Consider the following 20,738-nt stretch of genomic DNA (forward strand, 5'->3'; position numbering starts at 1 on the left):
GTTAGCGTCTCAGGTGAATATAGCCTTCTTTCACTTTACGCCCGCGTCCCAGAGTCAACCTGTAGAAATAAACACCTTCGGGGACATCAGCTTTACCAATCCGGTTACTCTGACCATTCCACCATGCTTCGTAAGGTCCGTAGCGATCTTCATCACCGTAATACTTCATATCGAAAACCCTGTTGCCCCAACGGTTGAAGATATAAATCTCAGCATCCGGGAAGTTCCATAACCCTTCGATGTAGAACAGATCATTAATCCCGTCACCGTTTGGAGAGAACCCGTTAGGAATATCAAGGTAATCCTCACAGTTATCCGTAGCATCCAGGTAGTTAACCACGCCGTCGCCGTCGCAATCATCGTTGTACGGGTTACCATCGTTATTGGTATCCTCATAGCGGTTTGGCATGCCATCACCATCGGAATCCGCATCCCAGTCAAACGGATCAATATAGTCCTCGATACCGTTTCCATCCCTGTCGAGTAATCCTTCAATAGCATCCGGTATCTGATCGCCATCCGAATCCAGATCAAGGTAATTCGGAATACCGTCCATATCCACCATATCTTCGTTTCCTTCCACCAGGTTAGGAATTCCATCGTCATCCGAATCAAGGATGCTGTCAGTATCAAGTATATAAACCATGGCCGTATCCGAAGCACCATCATCATCCGTAATAACATAGGTAAGTGAATCCGAATAATAGAAGTCCATATCCATGACATAAATCAGTTCACCTGTTGTAAAGTCAATATATGCACTTCCCATTGTCGGCAGAACCTCTATTACCACATGATTTCCTGTCAACGTTGTTTCCGCATCGTAATCGTTAGTCAGAATAGCCAGCGTATCACCATCCAGATCTGAAATAATAATCGTATCATTCAATGCTACCGGCACATCGTTCACGGAATAAATCTCAATATAGATCCATGCTGAATCCAGATCGTTTTCGCCATCTGAAATGAAATACTTAATAGAATCCATACCAAAGTAATCTGGTTCAGGAATATACCTGATGGTATCCGGAGCTTTATCCATATCAAGCGTTCCGTGGAAAGGATCTAATATTGAATCGAGTGAAAGGCCACTTTTGTCTGCATCCAGATCATTCACAAGGATCATCAGATCAATCACTGAATCTTCAGGCATATAATAATAGTCATCCACGGCATCCGGGTTTTCGTTCACATTCTGAACATTTATCACCACTGTTGCTGTATCAGAAAGTGCCCCATCGGTATCTTTCACATAATACGTCAACGTATCATTGCCATAGAAATTCACCTCAGGAACATAATTAATTACACCCGTGCCTGAAATTAAAGTAGCAACACCATGATTTGTTGTCGCAACGATAAAGACAGAATCAAGCGGAATAGCCGCTTCCACATCACTATCGTTTACCAGAACCGGAATATCAACCATTGTTTCTTCCAGAATTGACACGAAATCGTCGTTGGCAACCGGTATATCGTTCACTGATTCTACTGTAATCAGGATATTTGCGGCAACCGTATCACCTTCTCCATCTACAATAATGTACCTTATCGTATCATTACCAAAGTAATTGGCATCCGGAGTATAATAAACGGTATCATTGTTAAGTGCAGCTGTGCCGTTCGCTGGTCCATCAACTATTGTAATATCAAGACCTGAATGATCCGGATCCTCATCATTATCCAGAACGGCAATCACGGCACTTGAATCTTCCGGTATATTCACTGTATCTTCAGTTGCAACCGGAATATCATTCACATTCATTACAGTAATATATACATAAGCTGTATCGGATGCCAGTCCCTCATTATCTTTTACGAAATATCCAAGACTGTCCAAACCATAATAATTCACTACCGGAGTATAACGGATCACACCTGTTCCAGGAAGCAGAATTGCATCACCATTATTTGTTGTAAATGCAATAAAAATACTATCAAACGGAATCGGTCCTTCCACATCATAATCGTTGATAAGAATTGGAATATCTGTCACCGTTTCTTCCAGCATAATGGCATTATCGTTTACCACTACAGGCGTATCGTTAACTGCTGTAATTGTAATATAAAGCCATGCACTGTCCACATCATTTTCCTTATCAGTAATATAGTATTTCAGGCTGTCTGATCCGAAATAATTCGCATCAGGAGTATAAACCACATCACCATTCGGATCAATAGTTATATTACCATTCTGAACCGGACTACCGACGGTAATGTCCACACCCTGACGGTCAGGATCCTCATCATTGGCCAGAATATTTACACTTCCGGTTTCATCTTCACTGATGACTATGATATCGTTCTGTGCATGTGGCGTATCGTTCACAGCAATCACATTAATATATATCCAGGCAGTATCCAGATCTCCCTGTCCATCACGCAATATGTAAAATACCGAATCTGCACCGTAGAAATTGGCAGAAGGCGTATATATCACACCCGTTGAATCAGCTGTCAGTTCTACTATTGCTGTATCCGACATGGAAACCGAATCAACAATAATGCCTTCCCAGTCCAGATCAATGTCGTTCAATAATACCCAGATCGTGTCTGAACTATCTTCAAGTATGCTAATGGAATCGGGATTAGCAATAGGCCGCTCATTTACAGTATCAATTTCAATATAAATATATGCTGTAGCGGTGCTTTGTCCCGCACCTGCCTCCTGAATCTGATAGAAAATAGTATCTCTACCATTAAAATTCGGATCAGGGGTATATGTAACCGTATCGTTATGCAGCACATAAGTTCCATTATCCGGACCGTCAAGAATTGATAATATTAAACCACTTAAATCAGCATCATAATCATTATCCAGTGGTAAGATATCAACACTCATATCTTCAGTGATTGGAACCATATCATCATTCGCAACCGGCACATCTGTTGTATCAGCATTTACAATTACTCTTACATAAGCGGAATCCACATCACCTTCACCATCTGAAATATAATACAGAACCGAATCGTTTCCGAAGAAATCCATTACCGGTGTATATCGTATATATGTGCTGTCATCTGAAATTTCAGCCAAAGCATTTGGTGTTGAAACCACATCAACCAGTTTAATTCCTGAATAATCAGGATCCAAATCATTTAGCAACACGTAAACTGAATCCTGTGTGTCTTCGTCCAGAATCAGTGTATCAATGACTGCCACAGGTGTATCGTTCACGGCATAAACAATGAAGATCATGGTATCGATATCGGTTTGCATACCTGCTGCAACTTCCTGAATCTGGTAAACCGCAGTATCTGTTCCGTGATAGTTGGCAGGTGGAATGTACATAAATGCTGTATCACCCTGGTTAATAAACTGACCGGAATCCGGTGCAGAAATCAGTGTCATTATCAGACCTGATCTGTCAGGATCATAATCGTTTAACATTGGCTGAACCACTCCGCTTTCATCCTCATTAAATTCAAAAGTATCTCTTACGGCATCCGGCGGATCTGCATCGTTATAAATTACAGTTGCTTTTATCAAAGCAGAATCGATATCTCCATCCACATCCTCAATATAATAATACAGAGAATCCGGTCCGAAATAATCCGGATTTGGGATATATATTACATATGTACTATCCGTTGAAATCTGCGAAACACTGTTTGGTGACGGACCTAAATCGATCACTTTCAAACCACCACGATCAGGATCAAGGTCGTTCAGCAATACATAAACCGTATCCTGTTCATCCTCATTTACGGTGATGGTATCAAAAACAGCGTCAGGTATATCGTTGACCGAATTTACAGTAATAATTATCCATGCTGTAGCTGTTTGATTGTTAGCTCCAACTTCTTCTACCTGGTATTCAATTGAATCCATTCCAAAGAAATCACTGTTCGGTGTATAAGTCATATCTGAACCCGAAATCACAACCGATCCGCTGTCCGGTGCAGTTACAATACCAAGGATCAATCCTGTTCCATCCGGATCATAATCATTTGTTAATGGAGAGATCACAACGGCTACGTCTTCATCGGTAGTAACTGTATCATTCACAGGAACCGGCATATCCGTATCATCCGGTGTTACAGTAATCCTGATCACAGCTGAATCCAAATCGCCATCCACATCGCTGATAGTATAAATAATGGAATCTGCACCAAAGAAATCTGCATCAGGAGTGTAATCTATGCTTGATCCGGCATTGATGGAACCTGTTCCATTTACTGGTCCGGTGATATGTGTAATGGTTAAACCACCGCGATCGAGATCGAGGTCATTCACCAAAGGATCAATATTAATACTGTTATCTTCAAGTACGGTTTCAGTATCATCAATAGCGTCCGGAAGATCATTCACCGGGGTAACAGTTATATGAATCCACGCTGTAGCTGTCTGATTATTGGCACCTACCTCCTCAACCTGATACTCGATAGAATCCAGACCACTGAAGTTTGCATTCGGAGTATAAGTCAGATCCGAACCTGAAATCACAACAGAACCACTATCCGGAGCAGTTACAATACTAACAGTCAATCCTGTTCCGTCAGGATCATAATCATTAATTAATGGAGAGATCACAACTGCCACATCTTCATCGGTAGTAATTGTATCATTTGTTGGAACCGGTACATCCGTATCATCAGGTGTAACAGCAATCCTGATAACGGCTGAATCCAGATCGCCATCCAAATCGGCAATGGTGTAAACAATGGAATCTGCACCAAAGAAATCTGCATCAGGAGTATAATCTATACTTGATCCGGCATTGATGGAACCTGTTCCATTTACTGGTCCGGTGATATGTGTAATGGTTAAACCACCGCGATCGGGATCAAGGTCATTCACCAAAGGATCAATATTAATACTGTTATCTTCAAGTACAGTTTCAGCATCATCAATAGCGTCCGGAAGGTCATTTACCGGAGTCACGGTTATATGAATCCATGCGGTGGCTGTCTGATTATTGGCACCTACCTCTTCAATCTGATACTGGATAGAATCCAGACCATTGAAGTTTGCATTCGGTGTATAAGTCAGATCCGAACCTGAGATCACAACAGAACCACTATCCGCAGCAGTCAAAATACTTATCGTCAATCCTGTTCCGTCAGGATCATAATCATTAGTTAACGGAGAGATCACAACAGCCACATCTTCATCAGTAGTAACTGTATCATTTACAGCAACCGGCGCATCCGTATCATCTGAATTAATAGTAACAGAAACAGTTGCTGTTGCCTGATCACCATTATAATCTTCGATAGTATAGGTAAATGAATCACTTCCATAATAATCTGCATCGGGAACATAATGAATCAGGTTGGTTACGATTGTAACAGTACCGTGTGACGGTGTTCCAACTGATACGATTGTGAGTCCGTTAAAATCCGGATCATCATCATTTGCGATCACATCAAAATCTGTAGTAACATCTTCGTTAATAGTGTAATTATCATCATTTGCCACCGGAATGTCATTTACCGGAGTAATGGTAATTATAATCAGTCCCTGATCAGTACTTCCACCTGCCCCGTTTTCCTGAATCTGATATACGATGGTATCCTGTCCGTTATAATTGGCAGCCGGAGCGTAAGTGATCAGATTACCTGCTACAGATGTAATATTTCCGTGAACAGGCGCTGAAACAATGCTCATAGTTATCCCGCTGAGATCCGGATCCTCATCATTCAGAACTGGATTCACATCAACACTTGTATCTTCTGAGGTAGTTACAAAATCATTATTTGCTATCGGGGCATCAGAATTATCCGGATTTACAGTAATATAAACATTTGCTGTTGCCTGGTCTCCCTGACCATCTTCAATTGTGTAGGTAAATGAATCAGGCCCAAAATAATTAGGATCCGGTACATAGTGTATCTGATTACCGCTAATTGTTGCAGTACCGTTTGCAGGATCTGACACAGAAACAATGGTTAATCCCATGACATCCGGATCATCATCATTATTCAGTACTGAAATATCTACAGAATTATCTTCAAGCACAGTAGCATTATCATCGTGTGCTACAGGAATATCATTAACCGGAGTAACGGTAATTATAATGTATGCCTGTGCGGTTCCACCTCCTGAACCAACTTCCTTTATTTGATAAAGGATAGAATCCATACCATAATAATCTGCATTTGGTGTATACAGTATATTATTACCGAAAATTATTGCTGAACCATTTACTGGTGGATCAACGATCGATAGAATCAAACCTGAATTATCAGGATCCGAATCATTATTCAGTGGAGATACAATCAGTGGAGATACTGCATCTTCAATTGTTGTTGCAGTATCATTAACTGCGATGGGAAGATCATCTACCGGGAAGACCAGAATTCTGTCCATTACCGTATTCGACTCTGCACCGGCATCGTCAATTAATTTATAGTAAAAATTATCCTGCCCGAAATAGTTGGCATCAGGTGTATAAGTCACACTTCCGTCAGCTTCCACAACCACAGTACCATGCGTCGGATTCTGTGTAATGGTAACTCCGGATGGTGAAAGATTGCCATCCACATCTGAATCGTTTGTAAGCACCTTAATATTTATAGGTGTGTCTTCCTGGGTGATCCGGTTCTCTAAAACCGCTACCGGTGGATCATTTACAGGAGTAACGGTAAAATAAATCTTACCTGTTGACTGATCACCTTCCCCATCCTGAATAACATAGGATGCTGAATCCATACCGTTAAAGTTCAGGTTCGGTTGATACTTATATATACCACCTCCCTGAGGTATAATGGTACCGTTTACAGATGAACCAACTGAAACTATTGATAATCCGCTGTTATCAGCATCGTAGTCATTCAAAAGCGGATCAAATGCAATACTCAGCACATCCTCATCTGTTGTCACATTATCATCAACTGCCCCTGGATTATCATTTACCGGGTTAAGCGTAATGGTTATTGTAGCAGTTGACTGGTCGCCTTCACCATCCTGCATAGTATAATCAAACGTTACTACGCCACTAAAATCCAAATCCGGAGTAAAGTGAAGATCCGTTCCATTTGCGTCTATGGTTACTGTTGCATTCGATACAGAAGAAATACTAACAAGGGATAACCCGGACCTATCAATATCCAAATCGTTTTCAAGCGGAGAAAAGGTTACATCTTGATCTTCGTTAAATGTCATAGCAGTATCCACAGCTACCGGAACATCATTCACATTGGTAACTGTAATAACTGCATTTGCCTGGGTGTTCTGACCGTCAGCATCTGTAATGGAATAAGAAATGGTATCCGTTCCAAAGAAGTTTAAAACAGGTTCATATTCGATCTCACCGTCATTAACATTAAAATTAAAAGTCTGCGCATGATCCGGCAATTTAACAACTGCGAGTGTTAGAGGTGTATCACATAATCCCTGATCATTATCCAGAACATATACGCCACTCAGAAGTGTCTCTTCTGCTGTGGTAAATGCATCTGGCACAGCAATTGGAGTACAGTCGTCGTCTATAATTAAACCATTTGCACTGGGTTTATTATATAATGCATGTGGAGATGGTAAATTGGACAAATTGAATTTCAGGTTCTCATTGTTTTCATCTGTCTCATCATCACCGGTTGGCACACTTATTTTTACGGCTGTAGTACCTGCAGGAAACGTTGCTGTACCTGACACCGGAGTATAATCATTATCTGCAATCGTAGCCTGATCATCCTGTGTTGCATAATCAATTGCAAGATCTATAGCATAAGGTTTATCAATTGTGATCCAGAAATTCAGATCGTTACCTTCTATTGTTTGTGTATCAAGTACTGAAAAGAATACAGGTAAATCATCATCTGTTATAAGGGCAAGTTTACTTGATGCCAGATTGTTAAATGCAAGATTCCCGGCTTCAGCAATATTCAGCACGAACTGTTCCAGAGCCGGTTCAAAAATATCATCATTAAGTATCGGAATAGAAATTGTTCCGGTAGTGGTTCCAGGAGCGAAAAAGAGCGTATCTGCTTCCGAGGTATAATCCTGACCGGCTATTGCACTTATATCATTTGTTACATAGCGCACCCAGGTTAACTTTTCGCTTATTTCATCCAGATTTACTGTAAAAACGGCTGCCGTATCTGTCCCTTCTTTCACAGAAATACTTGCAGACGCAAAACTATATGAACCCGGATCGTCATTATCAATAATTGTACAGATTCCCACAGGATTAGAAAAATCGCAATTAACAGGATCAGTAAGTTCAACTGTAAACTGTTCATCATATTCGTCCACGTCATCAGGAACAACAGTAATATTAATAGTAGCCTGTGTATTGCCTGCAGGAATGGTAATCACACCTTTTTTTTCTGCAAAATCCTTGCTGGCACTTGCGGTTCCCGCAACTGTTTCATATCTGAATGATACATCCTGTGCATACACGGTACCTAATGTAACAGTAAATGTTACAGTCTGAAAAGTTGATGGTTCAGTTATTGAAACATCATTTATGGCAACACATGGATTTATTTCGACATATTCTGAGAACTTAGAAGTTACAGTAACACCGTCGCAGGTTGTTACACCCCTTACACGGTAAAACCCCAAATCATTAACAACAAGACTGTCATCCGATTCCCCTGATATAAAGTTAGACCCAAGTTGCCACTCATAAGATGGAAATCCACTTGCTCTCAAAATCGCATTATTAGGATAACATGCTGTACCTCCTGTGATAAGTGGTTCCTTTGTTAAAAGTGGATTATCTCCAAATCCAGAAAAGTAGCATCCTGCCCCGATCAGATCATCTCTCACTGATAGCGAGGCATTAATGGCGTGTTCTGCATCTATTTCCAGATTCCAGTCGCCCGTTGGAGTGAATCCTGTAAAATTAAAATCCGATATGGTATAACTTACCCAATCCGTACCAGCAATCACATTTGGGCCACTATTATTAGGATATCCTGACAAAATTGTTGATATACCTGTTCCGTTTACTGTAAAGTTTGATCCTACTTTGGTAACCAGAGAAAGGATGGGACTGTTTCCGTTTGGATCAGCCATATCCACATTAGCAATCATTTGTGTGGCAAAAGGTATATTTACTTTTGTATTAGCCATACAATTCAACGGTGGAATAAAGCTCATACCTATGGCTGCATCTGAGTTATCAGCTCCCAGTGTCTGATACACATAAACAGGTTCAGAAGATTCCACATACATCAATCCTGAAGCTGTAAAATAAGAATCATCCAGAAATATATGATCTCCTGCATTTGCCAATGTAGTTACAGATGCACCATTAACGCTGATTGTAGTATTGTTTGCAGTAGCTACAATAAGAGCCTTTTCATTCAGAGTTGATCCACGTCCTTTATTAATTCCATATTCCTTCCCAACGTACTCAACAGGTACAATCTGATCGCCACCAATATCCTGCACAGTGGATGAACCACCCCCCAGCCATGATCCGGTATTTACAACTATTGGTTTATCACTGGTGATATGGGATCCGTTTATCGCATTAGCACTGATAATATTAGCAGCATCATAAGGGCTTCCGGTCCATGTATGCAGATTAATTTCATCTGCAACAACATAAGACTGATACTGATTTAAAGTAATTGTAAAACTGTTGGTGGTATGGTCTAAATATTTTGCATCAGGATTACTTATGGTTATCTGTGTATTGTCCTCCGTTGCCATAATGGAGACAAAGTGGTTTCTTGGTCGTGCATTCTCACCATAAACAGTGTAAATATGCCCCGTATAGAAATCCAGTCCGGCTGCAACCTTGCCTTTGGTTGTCAACATCAAACCCTGCACTGTTGAACGGTGTCTGGCATTCACAAAAAAAGGTTTTTCAGCTACCAATACCATCCCGTGATCGTCCAGTGCAGTATTTAAATTACTTTTATCAACTACTCCCCAGGCGGCCTGTTGATAACCAAGATCAACAATCTGCGGCTGACTTTTGGAAATTTGCACCTGCTGGGATCTTCCAGCAGTATTGAACATCGTGACAGTAAACGGCACAGACTCATTGGTCGACAAAACAACATATTGCTCCCCAAAATCCTTTTCAACGATTGTATTGGCATATAATGGAGGTAAATAATGTATCGTATCTAATTGTGAATAAGCAAAAAATATGTTGCTTAAAAACAAAAACAACGCTAGATTCTTTCTGGTTAACATGCTTAGGTACATAAGTCAATGTTATTAATATGTTAAACAATTCCAAAATAAACAAAAAAAATCCACAACTCAAAACATTTTTAGCAAAAAGAAAACGCATTTATAACGTGCATGAACAAAGGATTTAACCTAAAAAATGGCTCAGGAAATATTTGATTAAATTTTTACTAATTATTTTGTGCGTAAGAAAAAATATTCTATTTTTGCCCCGCATTTAAATAATAGCTCTCTTTAAACGGGCATAAATGCAGGATCTCAAAGGAGAATTCAAATCAAATAATGCGAGAATAGCTCAGTTGGTAGAGCACAACCTTGCCAAGGTTGGGGTCGCGGGTTCGAGTCCCGTTTCTCGCTCAAAAAAATTCAGAGAAATCGAAAGGTTTCTCATTTTTTTATCCGGGTGTAATTAAAAAATATTTAATATCGATTAAATAGAAATCCGGATTCAACATACCTGTTTGCACACTGTAGAGGGGTGCAAATGAAAGTAAAAAATTCCTGACAGGGATGTTTCGTGGACGTAGACGTGCAGAATAATACTTCTGCCCAGGTGGCGAAATTGGTAGACGCGCCAGGTTGAGGGCCTGGTGACCGTTTTAGGTCGTGCTGGTTCGAGTCCAGTCCTGGGCACTTAAAGGCTTCCATTTTGGTATGGAGGCCTTTTTTTTTTTTGCTTTTAACCGAATGGACGGGAAGTAAAGCACAGCAAAAATACTGATAAGAATACAATCTCGGGAAGTCCTGCCCCCAGTTACAACGAACTTTTTCAGAAATGTAAAGGCTTTTTAATTTCAATTCAACTGTTAAATTAATATTTACTATAAAATTAATAACAATATATAAGGTTTCCTCTCGTTAAAATCCTGCCAAACCTTATTAAATATGGGATATCATTATAAATAAGGCTTCATCATGTTTAAAATTTTAACAACTCTAAAAAGCAGATTATCATACACATATATAATTTTTTAACATTTTATTTACAATAACGCTTTAATTTAACAAATTATTTATATATTTGCATGATAGAATTAATAATGCCTCATCTCTCAAAGTCTGAACTCCAAACTAACAATTTAATATTGTAAGCATGGATTTTATAAAAGAAGTTGTCATGCAGCTTAACGAAGGCTGGTTTGCATATGACAAAAGATCATCTGAAATTAAAGTTAATTCCAATTGGGAATTTGCACCTGGAAAAACGATTTCAGAAACATTATCTCTCCAAACCTTTATAGATACACTGAAGGTTCAGAATAAACATCAGTTTCTCGAAATACTGAAAGACTGTTCGAGAGAACGACCAGTTAAAAATTTCATATTAAAAACAAAAAAAAGGACATTTATAATAAATGCACAGGTGGCCAAATCCGATAATTTCAGGGTTATCGGCTCCTTTCTCAATGGTTCTGAAATAGAGAAACAAATTGATACTTTAATCAAAGAGAAAGAGACTGCAGAATATAACGATAAGTTAAAATCAACTTTTCTGGCCAATATGGCCCATGACATTCGCATTCCTTTAACCAGCATTTCAGGATTTGCCGAAATGATGATAGAAGAAGACTTTTCGGATGACGACAGAAGGGGTTTTGCAAGGATCATAGAACGCAATACTGAAAATCTGGTTCAGATTATTAATGATATTATTGACATTTCTAAAATTGAAGCCGGACAGATGGAACTGGTCAAATCAGTATTCGATCCTGCACAACTTTTGTTAGATATGTTTAACCAGTATCAGGGTGAACTTGAAAGATCCAGAAAAACCGATGTCACTATTAAAATTGATTTACCGGAAAAAAGAGATGTACTGATAACGGCAGATAAGCTAAGACTAAAACAGATTTTAACTCAGCTGCTTGATAATGCCTTAAGATACACTCATACCGGAAAAATTACTTTTGGGTTTAGAATTAAACAGGTTAAAACCATAGAAGTCTTTGTTACCGATACGGGCATCGGCATTCCCAAAGAAAAGCAGGATGGCATTTTCAATCTATTTAAAAAGGACGAAGAAATATACAATAAGCCGTATGGCAGCAATGGTCTCGGATTACATATTGTAAAGAAAATTGCAGATATGATGGGGACAGGCCTCAACTTCAGTTCAGTGGAGCATGAAGGAACAACATTTTCCTTTGGACTACCTGTTTATGAACAGGTTAATGCACCTCTCAGTAAGGCCAGAAAAAATAAATATAAAAAGCCTGTAAGTCCCTGGACAAATAAAAAGATACTAATCGTGGATGACGTCAAAGAGATATATGAATACATCCGGTTATCCTTACGAAACTCCAATGTAACCTGTTTATTTGCCAATTCAGGAGATTCTGCCATTAAGATCATGGAAACCATTTCGGACATCGATCTTATTTTGATGGATATTCAAATGCCCGGAAAAAGCGGCTCGGACACACTTCAGGAGATGCGGAAAAGGAAATTATCTATACCTGTTATAGCGTTAACAGCATTTGCTCTCACCGGTGATAAAGAAAAATTCCTTGAAATGGGGTTTAATGAGTATATCTCCAAACCCATCCGGCAAAATGATCTGTTTAAAACACTAAAAGCATTTTTATAAGCTACAGTAAAACTTCACACAAAATATCAGGCCGGGAAACTCATTGAATTTTCCGGCTTTTATTTGTATTTTTGGCGCTCTATTAAAGCAGGTAAAATGACAAGTAAGCTCACTTTTTACAATTCAATATCACGTAAAAAAGAAGTTTTTGAACCGATAAACCCGCCATATGTCGGACTATATGTTTGTGGTCCTACCGTATACGGTGATCCGCATTTGGGACATGCACGCCCTGCCATTACATTCGACCTGCTCTTCAGATATTTAAAACATCTGGATTACAAGGTGCGCTATGTGCGTAACATTACAGATGTTGGCCACCTTGAAAATGATGCTGATGAAGGCGAAGATAAAATTGGAAAAAAGGCCAGGCTGGAACAACTGGAGCCCATGGAAGTTGTGCAGTATTACACCAATCGCTATCATTATATGATGGACAAACTCAATGTGGAACGGCCATCGATTGAACCACATGCATCTGCGCACATGATTGAACAGATTGAGTTCATTAAAACGCTTAAGGATAACGGCTGGACGTATGAATCGAACGGTTCAGTCTATTTTGATGTTGTAAAATATAATAAATCGCATCATTACGGAAAGTTGTCAGGAAGAAAAATCGAGGATCTTCTGAACACAACACGCGAACTTGACGGACAGGAAGAAAAACATAACAGCGTGGATTTTGCACTTTGGAAAAAAGCATCTCCTGAACACATCATGCGCTGGCCTTCACCCTGGAGTGACGGATTCCCTGGCTGGCACCTTGAATGTTCAGTAATGAGCACCAAATACCTGGGTGACACTTTCGATATTCACGGCGGTGGAATGGATTTACTATTTCCGCATCACGAATGTGAGATTGCACAGAGTGTGGGGGCAAAAGGTCATGAAACGGTAAAATACTGGTTACACAATAATATGATTACCATTGATGGCCAAAAGATGGGAAAATCGCTGGGAAATTTCATCACACTGGAACAACTGTTCTCGGGGAACCACAACAGACTGGAAAAAGCATATGATCCGATGACCATCCGTTTTTTTATTTTGCAGGCGCATTACAGAAGCACACTGGATTTTTCTAATGAAGCATTACAGGCATCCGAAAAGGGACTTGCCCGTTTGCTTGATGGCGCAACAAACCTTAGCAAACTTCAGGCTTCCGACAAATCAACGGTTGATATTCAAAAGCTGGAAGATGCATGTTATGATGCCATTAACGATGACCTTAACAGTCCGATTGTTATTGCAAACCTGTTCGATGGCGTAAAAATGATCAACAGCTTGATGGCCGGAAAGGATATAATAAACCAAGTTGATCTTGACAAACTGAAGCAGCTGTTTCGCACATTTGTTTTTGAAATTCTGGGATTGACAGAAATTAAAGAACAGGCAGGTGATTCAGGGTCAGAGCCATTTAATAAGGCGGTGGATATGCTGTTGGAAATGCGTATGGAAGCCAAGAAAAACAAAGATTGGGCAACTGCCGATCTTATCCGCAATAAGCTGAGCGAATTTGGTTTTGAAATCAAAGACACTAAAGAAGGATTTGAATGGAACTTAAAATAAATAAATTACTTCTCTTAATAGCTCTTCCGTTTTTTTTAACTGGATGCCCTAAAAGCAAGTCTGTTCACAAAATATCCGAACAAAAAACGGAGAAAAAGCAGGTTTTAGTTACGCCTCCATTTAACCCGGATTCTGCTTACACCTACACTGCCGATCAGGTGGCTTTTGGACCCAGGGTAATGAACAGCGAAGCACACAAAGCCTGTGGGGACTATCTGGTAAAACAACTTAACAGATTTGGTGCCAGGGTTTACGAACAAAGAGCCGACCTGACTGCTTTTGATAATACAATTTACAAAGCACGTAATATTATTGGCTCATTTAATCCCGACATGACGCAACGCGTTATGTTATGCGCGCATTGGGATAGCCGTCAGTTTGCCGATCAGGAAAGGGACAAAGAACTGATGAGAAAACCCATTGACGGGGCCAATGATGGTGCCAGCGGAGTAGGCGTATTACTGGAAATTGCAAGACAGATCGGACTACACAAGCTTCCTTTTGGCGTGGACATTATATTTTTTGATGCTGAAGATCAGGGACAACCCCGTTTTTTACCAGCATCCAATAATTCTGCCGATACATGGTGTCTTGGATCCCAATACTGGGCTAAACATCCACATAAAGAAAATTACTGGGCACAATACGGTATCCTTCTGGATATGGTCGGTGCAAAAAATGCTGTATTTCCAATGGAAGGATTTTCGATGGAGACCGCACCTGACCTGGTAAATAAAATATGGAACCTTGCTTCAAATATGGGCTATAGTCAGTATTTCTTATTTGAACGATCTGCCCCGGTAACTGACGATCATTACTATGTAACCAAAGGAAGTGGCATCCCCTGCATCGATATCATTCATTATCATCAGTCTAATATTCACGGATTCGGAGATTTCTGGCATACGCACGATGATACCATGGATATTATTTACAAACCAACGTTATATGCCGTAGGAAGTGTATTACTGGAGCATCTGTATCAACAACCGTTTTAATGCTTGAGCCATTTTATAAAGAAGGAATTCCTGAAGCTGGTTGTGATGAAGCCGGAAGAGGTTGTCTTGCCGGCCCTGTTTTTGCGGCAGCCGTCATTCTGCCACCAGACTTTAAAAACTCTGTGCTTAACGATTCCAAACAACTTTCAGAGAAGAACCGCTACAAGTTGCGTGAAATCATTGAAAAAGAAGCCTTAACCTGGGCTGTTGCTTCGTGTTCTCCTGAAGAAATTGACCAGATTAATATTCTGAATGCATCTATCAAAGCCATGCACCGTGCCATTGAAAAACTGACGGTTATTCCGGAACATCTGATTATTGACGGCAACCGGTTCAAAAAATACAAAGAGATTCCACATTTGTGTGTGGTTAAAGGTGACGGGAAGTACTTATCCATTGCTGCAGCATCCATCCTGGCTAAAACCTACAGGGACGATTATATGCTGAAACTGCATCGGGATTTTCCGGATTATGCGTGGGACCGAAACAAAGGATATCCCACTAAAGCGCACCGGACAGCCATTGCAGAAAAAGGGATCACACCTCAACACCGTAAATCATTCCAGCTTCTGGACCGTCAGATGAAGTTGTTTTAATCAAGTGTTCTCGCTGAGATAATCAATAACGATTAACGATTTACATCCTACAGTTAACGATTCACGATTCACGACAGCCTTTTTCCGGCTCCCGCAGATAACGCTGATCTACGCAGAGATAATGAAGTACGACTAACGATTCACGAATTACGGTTCACGACTGACGGCTCACCTCTACTGATTAACAAACAGACAGCTTCCGCTTTTGTCTCCAAGTACAACCTTTACAATTAATGTTTTTTCACTTGAAAATGAAGATAAATTGATCTCACTTTTACGTGTTTTACTGGTTTCAATCAGCTTTCCATTCAAGGTGTAGATATTTACCTCTGCCTTTTCTCCCAATGGATTTGAAAATGCAATGTTATTTCCTTTCTGCACAATCCGTAATTCAGTATTATGATGAATTTCATTTAGTTGAGCCTTAGGACTAACATAAATCTGGTAAACTGTATTTTCAGCTGATTTACAACCTGTGTTGTCTACCCTGTAAATATTGTATATAGTTGTAGTATCCGGTTTAAACCAGGCGTAACCCTCCGAAGCGTCATATATACTTTCGTCCGGCACCCAGTAAGCTGTCACTGGTTCAATACCGCCTGCTCCGTTTCCATGCATTGAATAGGGTAACAATATACTGTCACCCGGTTCAATATAAAAAACCTCATAACCTAATACAAAAGCATAATTTGTAAACCATACATTGATCGTATCTGTAACACTATCGCCATTGGCGTCATAAGCAGTCAGATAAAACGGGTTCCATTCGTTGGCAAGGGGATAATCCAGAAATTCCGGAAACTGCGCTGTTGTATCATTCAGAAAAGCGCTTGCAGTATATATGTCGCTAAGACCAATATCATACGTGGTGTGCCAGGCGAAGCGATAGGGTTCCACACCACCTGAAAGTTGCATTTTATCTCCCAAACGATAAGAGGCATTTTGATCTGAAGCAATACAATATGCAGTATCCGGTCCAAGATCAAGGGTCAATTGTGCTGAAGCTGTACACAGAGCTAACAGGAATAATACAAGTGTAATGACTGTTTTAGGCATGGTAAATAGTTTTATGAGTAACAGATTAAAACAAAGTTACTAAATTAATTACGAATTATGAATGACGATTATCGACTCACGGCAAACCCTTTTCCGGCTCCCGCAGATCACGCAGATATGATTTAGTACGACAAACGATTTAAGACTTACGTTTCACGTTTAACGATTCACGACTAACGACTCTCGGCTTACGATTCCTGATGTAAGAATTAAACAGATCCGCGCATATCCGCGAAATCTGCGGAGTTCTAAAATGATGTAAGTTTTAGCTCAGCCCCTTCAGTAAATCCCTGAGCTTGTTCTGCGTAGAAGTTGTGGCAGGAACAATTGGCAAACGCACCACATTTTTAATCATTCCCATTTCGTGTAGTAAGGCTTTAATGCCTGGAGGATTGCCATCCACAAATAGATAATCCGTGAACTTACCAATTTCAGCATAAAGCTCTTCTGCCTTTTCCATATCACCGTTTAATGCTGCATGAATCGATTTTGAAAACCGTTCCGGGAATGCATTACCAATAACAGAGATCACACCATCGCCTCCCTGTTTGATTAAGGGTAATGTCAGTCCGTCATCACCGGAGATCATCATAAAACCGGCCGGTCGGCCCTTAATTATAGCCTTCATTTGTTCAACCGAACTGGAAGCCTCCTTAACACCAATAATATTAGGATGTTGCGCCAGTTTGAGACAGGTTTCTGCAGCAATATTGGCAGCCGTTCTTCCCGGCACATTATATAACACAACCGGCACCGGCGACGCATCGGCAATGGCTTTAAAATGCTGATAAATTCCTTCCTGAACCGGACGGTTATAATACGGCACAACCGACAGAATACAATCCACACCGGCAAAATCAGTAGTTGCAATCTGGTCCAGCACATTTTTAGTACAATTGCCACCTAGCCCCATCATTACCGGCAAGCGACCTTTATTCTTTTCAATAACAAACTGCGCAATCTTCTTCTGTTCTTCTTTATTCAGGGTTGGGGTTTCTGCTGTAGTTCCAAGCACAACAAGATAATCTGCACCGCCACTTATAAGATGGTCAGTTAAATTTCCCAATGCCGCAAAATCTACTGTTTCGTCCTCATTAAACGGTGTTACCATTGCCACACCTAATCCTCGTAGTCTCTTAGGATCCATAAAGTTACAGTTTGTTGTTTTAATCAGTGAAACACTTATTATACAGTGGATTTCACGCTGCGAAGATAATACTTTATTTGTTCAGCTAAAAATGTTTCGTCTTTATCATCGGTCACCTCAATTACCAGATCGGCAACAGTTCCCTTACCAAAATTCTTCCCTACTTTTAGCTCTGCATCTGCGATCTGGCACAAGACATCCACAAGGTCAGACTTCAGAAGATTAAGGTTCAGACATAAATTATATCTGAATTTTAAAAACTCATCCGTAAAATCAGAATTTGGCAAGCCTTTCCAGTCAAATTCACTTCTGCTGATAAACTGAATGTTATTCTGGGTGAGGCAAATGTCATCCAGTTCCTTTTTATCAAAAAAAGCCAGACAGGTAACTGTTTTTCCATCCCCTTGCAACGACTTGATGATATTGTTTATTCTCCCGTACTTGGAAATATCTGTTCCGTCAAAAATGATTAAAACACGACTGATATCGCTCAATGAACGATATTGCCGTTGTGATTTATGCTGTGCACAGACATCTTTCAACGCCTTGTTTTTCAGATATGTTTTAATCGCCTGTATCACTAATTCCGGTTTATCATTTTCAGAAAATCATCCTCACTCACGATGGGAATCCCCAGTTTCTCAACTTTCTCGAGTTTACTTGGTCCCATACCATCGCCACCGAGCAGAAAATCTGTATTTTTAGATATTGATCCGGTATTCTTACCGCCATTATCTTCAATCATTTTTTTCAGTTCATCACGTGAATACTTTTCAAACGTGCCGCTGATTACAATGGTCTTACCTTTTAGTAACTCGGTTCTGTTTTCCAGTACCGATTGATCCAAAGCTAACTGAACCCCATATTCTTTTAAACGGCGAATAATTTCAAGGTTATCGTCCTGTTGAAACCAGGCGATTACAGACTGAGCAATCCGCGTTCCGATTTCATCAACGGCAACCAGTTCATCTTCTGAGGCCTGCATCAGTTTATCAATACTGGTCATGGCATAAGCCAGTTTTTTGGCAACCGTTGCACCCACGAACCGAATCCCCAGGGCATACAACACCTTTTCGAAGGGCACTTCCAGCGATGCTTTAACCCCAGCTACAATATTCTCTGCCGACTTTTCTCCAAGACGTTCAAGCGATGCTATATCTTCTTTTTTCAACCGATACAAATCGGCTATATTTTTCACCAAATCCTGCTTATAAAACAAGTCCACTGTTTCGGCGCCTATGCCTTCGATATTCATGGCCTTGCGGCTGATAAAATGCTCTATCCGACCCTTTATCTGCGGTGGGCATCCATTCTGGTTCGGACAGTAATGCGCAGCTTCGCCTTCATAACGGATCAGTTCTGTATCGCATTCCGGACAGTTTTTAATGAACTGCACCGGGACATTCTCCATAAACCGGGACTCCTTATCAACCCCAACTATTTTGGGAATAATCTCTCCGCCTTTCTCCACAAATACAACATCATTCAATCTAAGATCCAGTCCCTCAATAATATCAGCATTATGTAACGAAGCCCTTTTTACAGTGGTTCCAGCCAGTTGAACCGGTTCAAGATTGGCAACCGGAGTAACCGCACCTGTACGCCCAACCTGAAATGACACACTTAAAAGCTGTGTTTTGACCATCTCAGCCTTAAACTTATACGAAATGGCCCAACGCGGAGATTTGGCAGTAAATCCAAGTTGCTTTTGCTGTTGGATAGAATTCACTTTAATCACAATGCCATCAATGGCAAATTCAAGATCATGCCGTTTGGTATCCCAGGTATGAATAAAGGCATATACTCCATCCAGGGTTTTACATTTTTGGGTATGATCACTAATCTTAAAACCCCATTCTTTTGCCTTCTGAAGGTTTTCATAATGTCCGTCAAATGGTACACTGTCGCCCGGCATATAGTAAAAGAAACCATCCAGCTTACGCTTGGCAACCTCTGACGAATTCTGCATTTTCAGCGATCCGGCTGCCGAGTTTCGCGGATTGGCAAACTGAGGTTCACCGTTTTCCTCGCGTTCCCGGTTAATCGCTTCAAACACCTTGAACGGCATCACAATCTCACCACGAATTTCAAACTCATCGGGATAATCGTTGCCATGCAATTTTAACGGAATAGAACGGATTGTTTTTACATTTTCAGTCACGTCATCACCCTGCTCACCATCTCCCCTTGTCACAGCCCTGACTAATAATCCATTTTCGTAAGTCAGACTGATGGAGGTGCCATCAAATTTTAACTCGCATACATATTCGTACGGATCAGAAAGTGCTTTCTGCACACGTCCGTCAAAATCGGCCAGCTCTTCCTCGTTATAAGTATTACCCAACGACAACATCGGGTATTTATGCTTCACACTGGTAAAACTCTGGTTCAGATCGCTCCCCACCCTTTTTGTCGGCGAGGAAGGATCATCAAACTCCGGATGCCGTTCTTCCAGCGCCTGAAGCTCCTTCATCATCATATCGTACTGATAATCATCAATTGAAGGATCGTTCAATACATAATAACGATAATTATAATGATTGAGTTGCTCCCTGAGTTTCTCTATTCTTTGTTTTATCTCCGTATTCATGTTTCGTAATCAACAAAATTAAAAATTATTATTAGACACAAGACATAAGATACAAGATTCAAGAGTTACAAAAATCATTATTTTTCAAGCTTA

The 20,738-nt window shown here is 40.3% G+C and carries 9 protein-coding genes and 2 tRNA genes; 6 read left to right on the forward strand and 5 right to left on the reverse strand.

Annotated features, from left to right (window positions below; all coding sequences use genetic code 11):
• Window position 1: 1 nt before the first annotated feature.
• On the reverse strand, window positions 2-10,102 hold the full coding sequence (locus ACE1ET_RS12430) for an Ig-like domain-containing protein (RefSeq protein WP_375728735.1): 10,101 nt from the start codon (window positions 10,100-10,102) through the stop codon (window positions 2-4).
• A gap of 281 nt (window positions 10,103-10,383) precedes the next feature.
• On the opposite strand from ACE1ET_RS12430, the gene ACE1ET_RS12435 reads away from it, so the two are divergent.
• From ACE1ET_RS12435 to ACE1ET_RS12460, 6 genes are all read left to right on the forward strand, one after another.
• A tRNA-Gly gene (locus ACE1ET_RS12435) sits at window positions 10,384-10,456 on the forward strand.
• A 190-nt stretch (window positions 10,457-10,646) separates the two neighbouring features.
• Window positions 10,647-10,732, forward strand: a tRNA-Leu gene (locus ACE1ET_RS12440).
• A 460-nt stretch (window positions 10,733-11,192) separates the two neighbouring features.
• A complete protein-coding gene (locus ACE1ET_RS12445) occupies window positions 11,193-12,686 on the forward strand; it encodes an ATP-binding response regulator (RefSeq protein WP_375728736.1) in 1,494 nt (497 codons plus the stop codon).
• 96 nt (window positions 12,687-12,782) lie between these two features.
• Window positions 12,783-14,258, forward strand: coding sequence for a cysteine--tRNA ligase (gene cysS, locus ACE1ET_RS12450; protein ID WP_375728737.1), 1,476 nt, complete (start codon window positions 12,783-12,785; stop codon window positions 14,256-14,258).
• Window positions 14,243-15,256, forward strand: coding sequence for a M28 family peptidase (locus tag ACE1ET_RS12455; protein WP_375728738.1), 1,014 nt, complete (start codon window positions 14,243-14,245; stop codon window positions 15,254-15,256). The genes cysS and ACE1ET_RS12455 overlap by 16 nt, the downstream gene beginning before the upstream one ends.
• The gene (locus tag ACE1ET_RS12460; RefSeq protein ID WP_375728739.1) at window positions 15,256-15,852 is read left to right on the forward strand and encodes a ribonuclease HII; all 597 of its coding nucleotides are present in this window, start codon (window positions 15,256-15,258) and stop codon (window positions 15,850-15,852) included. The genes ACE1ET_RS12455 and ACE1ET_RS12460 overlap by 1 nt, the downstream gene beginning before the upstream one ends.
• 174 nt (window positions 15,853-16,026) lie before the next feature.
• Here the strand turns inward: ACE1ET_RS12460 and ACE1ET_RS12465 are convergent, their stop codons facing one another.
• The 4 genes from ACE1ET_RS12465 to ligA all read right to left on the reverse strand — a co-directional run bounded on the left by ACE1ET_RS12465 (window position 16,027) and on the right by ligA (window position 20,645).
• Entirely contained in the window at window positions 16,027-16,908 is an 882-nt protein-coding gene (locus ACE1ET_RS12465; RefSeq protein WP_375728740.1) for a hypothetical protein, read from the reverse strand.
• A gap of 265 nt (window positions 16,909-17,173) precedes the next feature.
• Window positions 17,174-18,055: a 4-hydroxy-tetrahydrodipicolinate synthase gene (gene dapA / locus ACE1ET_RS12470; protein WP_375728741.1), complete on the reverse strand. Its 882-nt coding sequence runs from the start codon at window positions 18,053-18,055 to the stop codon at window positions 17,174-17,176.
• Between the two features lie 38 nt (window positions 18,056-18,093).
• Entirely contained in the window at window positions 18,094-18,636 is a 543-nt protein-coding gene (locus tag ACE1ET_RS12475) for a DUF6913 domain-containing protein (RefSeq protein ID WP_375728742.1), read from the reverse strand.
• Window positions 18,636-20,645, reverse strand: a complete 2,010-nt coding sequence (ligA, locus tag ACE1ET_RS12480; protein ID WP_375728743.1) for an NAD-dependent DNA ligase LigA — start codon at window positions 20,643-20,645, stop codon at window positions 18,636-18,638. The genes ACE1ET_RS12475 and ligA overlap by 1 nt, the downstream gene beginning before the upstream one ends.
• Between the last annotated feature and the right edge of the window lie 93 nt (window positions 20,646-20,738).

This window comes from Quyinboa mangrovi, assembly GCF_042219825.1.
Lineage (GTDB): Bacteria > Bacteroidota > Bacteroidia > Bacteroidales > UBA5342 > JBHJHP01.

Bases quoted from the DNA above. Each gene is read 5' to 3' on its own strand.
- ACE1ET_RS12430 (WP_375728735.1), bottom strand. From the start codon at position 10,102: ATGTTAACCAGAAAGAATCTAGCGTTGTTTTTGTTTTTAAGCAACATA.
- ACE1ET_RS12460 (WP_375728739.1), top strand. From the start codon at position 15,256: ATGCTTGAGCCATTTTATAAAGAAGGAATTCCTGAAGCTGGTTGTGAT.
- cysS (WP_375728737.1), top strand. From the start codon at position 12,783: ATGACAAGTAAGCTCACTTTTTACAATTCAATATCACGTAAAAAAGAA.
- ACE1ET_RS12445 (WP_375728736.1), top strand. From the start codon at position 11,193: ATGGATTTTATAAAAGAAGTTGTCATGCAGCTTAACGAAGGCTGGTTT.
- dapA (WP_375728741.1), bottom strand. From the start codon at position 18,055: ATGGATCCTAAGAGACTACGAGGATTAGGTGTGGCAATGGTAACACCG.
- ACE1ET_RS12465 (WP_375728740.1), bottom strand. From the start codon at position 16,908: ATGCCTAAAACAGTCATTACACTTGTATTATTCCTGTTAGCTCTGTGT.
- ligA (WP_375728743.1), bottom strand. From the start codon at position 20,645: ATGAATACGGAGATAAAACAAAGAATAGAGAAACTCAGGGAGCAACTC.
- ACE1ET_RS12455 (WP_375728738.1), top strand. From the start codon at position 14,243: ATGGAACTTAAAATAAATAAATTACTTCTCTTAATAGCTCTTCCGTTT.